Source organism: Nostoc sp. UHCC 0252 (genome assembly GCF_034931145.1).
Taxonomy (GTDB): domain Bacteria; phylum Cyanobacteriota; class Cyanobacteriia; order Cyanobacteriales; family Nostocaceae; genus Nostoc.
On sequence record NZ_JAYGHE010000168.1, the window covers coordinates 1 to 3,168 of the forward strand.

Genomic DNA, 3,168 nt, shown 5'->3' on the forward strand with positions numbered 1-3,168 from the left:
AATGACTGCCGTACCTCTTTGCACATCAGGGATATAAAAAGTAGTATTAGCACCTTTTCCCTGATGCTTACCAATGTAAAGTGCAGCACTATCACATTGGGGATTGGCAATTTGCAAGATGGCTTTTTTCTGAGCAGTAGCAGTTTCTTTACCACCACCCCAATAACTGGTAGCGATTTTCTTTTTGTTACCATCGCCAAAAAACACCCTGAGCAAAATATAAGCACCAAGTAAGGACAAAACTGTTAGTCCATTGGGGGTGAAAAGAGAGTGAGTGTACTTACCAATTGCGTCATTATGATTTTGTAATTGCTCCAACTGAAATGTTTGACTAGTAGTTGTGTTAGTTGTCGCTAAAAACTTGCTCATAAAGGTATTGGAAATCGAAGGTTTACAAGTTTTGCTCTAGCCGAAAATTCTTGAAGTAAAAATACTAAAGCATTAACAAAGTCGCAAGTCGCAAGTAAGTTTTATAACGGGGATTTAGAAAGAGCCACAAAACTTGCGGCTTGATAGAAGCCGGGGACTTAAACTGAACCGTTTGAAAGTTCTTCACTTGCGACTTGCGACTTGTCACTTGCGACTTGATGGTTAATCTGGAAGTGTTGAGGGTTGACCGAAAATAATAGGGTCTTTTTCTTTGTATTCGATAAACGGAACAGGCCCGATAAAGTATGGAGAACAGGTGCGACCAACAAAGGGAATGGTTTTGCAAATACGGAAGAACATGGCAGTTTCCATAGAACCGCTTGCTTCATCAATATCCCAAATCACTTGTTTAAATGCCGAACCAAAAGGATTTCTACCAGTTGGTTCTTGACCATCATTAAGCGCTTTCAAGATGCCAAAGCCACCTGTTACCTTCTGTACTTTGCCAGAAATCCATTGAGTTCCTGTAGTCCTGCCGATACCTGCCACCTCTGCATGAGCGCAATTATTCTGTAGGCAAGGAACATTAAACCCTTGTTGATAACTACCGGAAATTGAGCGAGTCCGGTTTGCTTCTATGTCTCGCAGTACAATGTCAACTTTACCGATGAATGAAAGGTCGAGTGTTTGCAGCCCTGGAAAATTATCCCAAGTGAGAGTAGACAATCCAGGTACTCCATTAATTTTGGAGTCTTGCCAATCCCCAAATCGATTAAGAGATGTGTTTTGAATGTTGGAAATAGATGTTAGTGAGTAATTTTTTAAATTTATTACTCTTCCTAATTGAACGTCACGTAAACGAGAATTTCGGCTGGCATTACCTATTGTGCCCCCAGTAATTCCAAATCTTTTCAGAAAATCGCTGACAGGTTTAACACTTGTAACATTTCTATTACCTAAGCCAGGAATCGCTTCGGTTAAAGATGGTAAAGTTTGCCATTGAGTTAATTGAAAATCATCTAATGTTAACCCGCTTAAATTGATTTCTTGTGCTGAAGCTATGGTTGAGAGATTTAAATTTTCTATTCCTAATTGAGGTGTTTCAAAATCTCCCAGTTCCATAAACTCGCTAATGCTTTGTCCTGCTGTCCAGGTTCTAGTTTCTGTACCTCTTGTGCCTGGGTAGGTAACACTCCCACTAAGAGAAATAATCATGTCGCTGAATTTGAAACGCGACCAATCAGGAGTAAACCCATTAGGGGAATTGATAACGGGTACTTGTGCAGAGGCTTTGGGCATGATTAACCCAATGGTTTGATTGAGTAGCCCGTACTTGATGAAACTATGAATCAATAAGCTACCCGCTAAACCAAAAAAAATGAAGTAACGTAAGGCGTTATCATTGAGGCGAAAAGATGATTTCATAAGCCATTACCTTGTGTCAAATTATCAGAACTATTACTCAAAGCAATTAATTTATTAGCTAAATCTTGAGAGACAGAAGCCTTATTAGCAGCAGTAGAAATGTCATCACCTGCTTGTAAATAACCGATTAACTTTTGCAATCGTTGGTGTAGTTCATCTTGCTGAAGAATCCATCCACTTTTAATAGCGACAACAATACCGCTTCGAATTTGGTTAATTGTTTGCTGTGTTTTAACTAATGATTGCAATTGAGGTTTCGGGGCTGTTTGTCCTCGTGCGACATCATTCTGGATCGTTACCTGACTATATTTAGGAGTGCCATTACTTGTTGCTAGCCGAAAACTGTAAGCTTTACGCTCCCCAGAGGATGACTGCGTAATTACTGTTAACAAAGTGGTAGATGTTTGCGGTATTCCGGGAATGTTTACTCTCTTGATCCGTCGCAGATGAATCAGCCCAGCACCGGGGCTAGAGCAATTCTGATCCAGTCCCGATAAACAACCATCTGTGTCAAGCAGAATTTGCGACGGATCATCTAACCAAACTTTTTTAATTGTCTCGCCAATTTCATAGAAAGAAATTGCTACACCGTGACCATTCCAAACGTTGATAGTTTGTAGTTTGGCCTGCGTCCCACTAGCTTGAGTTTGTTTGATGGTGCGAACGACTGGTGCGGCAATTGTGGATAGTGGAGTCGCGGCGAGAGCCAACGCTAGAGTGCCGCTTGTAACTGTGTTAATTATGCTTTTCATGGCAACTCTAAAGAGCGATTTACATTAAAGGTAACTTTGGTTCCCTGTGGAATAAACCAAGTATTGGGGCGAGAAGTAATTTCTTGAGTAGTACGTTGATTACGTTGGCTGATGTTTTGGCTAACTTGACCAAAAAACCCTGACATTAACGCACCTGTGAGATTGCGCTGATTGCCACTACTACGTTTGCGAATCCTGCCTGTGAATTCATCAGAAATTTCTTCTTCACTATCCGGTTGGTTCATAATCTCCCCAACCTTCCCCAATGCAGACACAGCGCCACCAAACAAGTCACTACGGGCAATCTCGCCACCCCTGTCCTGAAATCTTCGAGCTATTAAGGGTCTACCACCAACTCCTGTCACGGAAATCGCACCCGCAGAAATAGGATACTCTGTATTATCTAATATGATCGCTCTGACATAAGCGACAGCGTAACTGCCGCCATCAACCGAAGCTAACTCGACTGCAAGCATTGTTCCCGAAGGGATTGCCACTTGCCCATAGTTATCGCGTAAATCCTCTTGCAGTTTAGCAATAGACTTAGTGTTATTAGAGGTTGGTGTTTCTGTCTTTCCTGAATTATTACCTGAACCATTAACTGTGGTTTGAACTAATGGAG

General features: G+C 41.4%; 3 protein-coding genes and 1 pseudogene. All 4 read right to left on the reverse strand.

What is annotated here, in order from left to right:
- Positions 1-369 (reverse strand): annotated as a pseudogene (locus VB732_RS35665) (type IV secretory system conjugative DNA transfer family protein); the annotation flags it as partial.
- A gap of 222 nt (positions 370-591) precedes the next feature.
- Positions 592-1,794, reverse strand: coding sequence for a hypothetical protein (locus tag VB732_RS35670; protein ID WP_323235512.1), 1,203 nt, complete (start codon positions 1,792-1,794; stop codon positions 592-594).
- Positions 1,791-2,546 (reverse strand): hypothetical protein, encoded by a 756-nt coding sequence (locus VB732_RS35675; RefSeq protein WP_323235513.1) that lies wholly within the window; start codon positions 2,544-2,546, stop codon positions 1,791-1,793. Before VB732_RS35675 ends, VB732_RS35670 begins: the two co-directional genes overlap by 4 nt.
- Positions 2,543-3,168: TrbI/VirB10 family protein (locus VB732_RS35680; RefSeq protein ID WP_323235515.1), on the reverse strand; the 626-nt coding region annotated here is incomplete at its 5' end. The genes VB732_RS35675 and VB732_RS35680, both read right to left, overlap by 4 nt.

Excerpts from the sequence above, each read along its gene's own strand:
- VB732_RS35670 (WP_323235512.1), bottom strand. The coding sequence starts at position 1,794 with ATGAAATCATCTTTTCGCCTCAATGATAACGCCTTACGTTACTTCATT.
- VB732_RS35675 (WP_323235513.1), bottom strand. The coding sequence starts at position 2,546 with ATGAAAAGCATAATTAACACAGTTACAAGCGGCACTCTAGCGTTGGCT.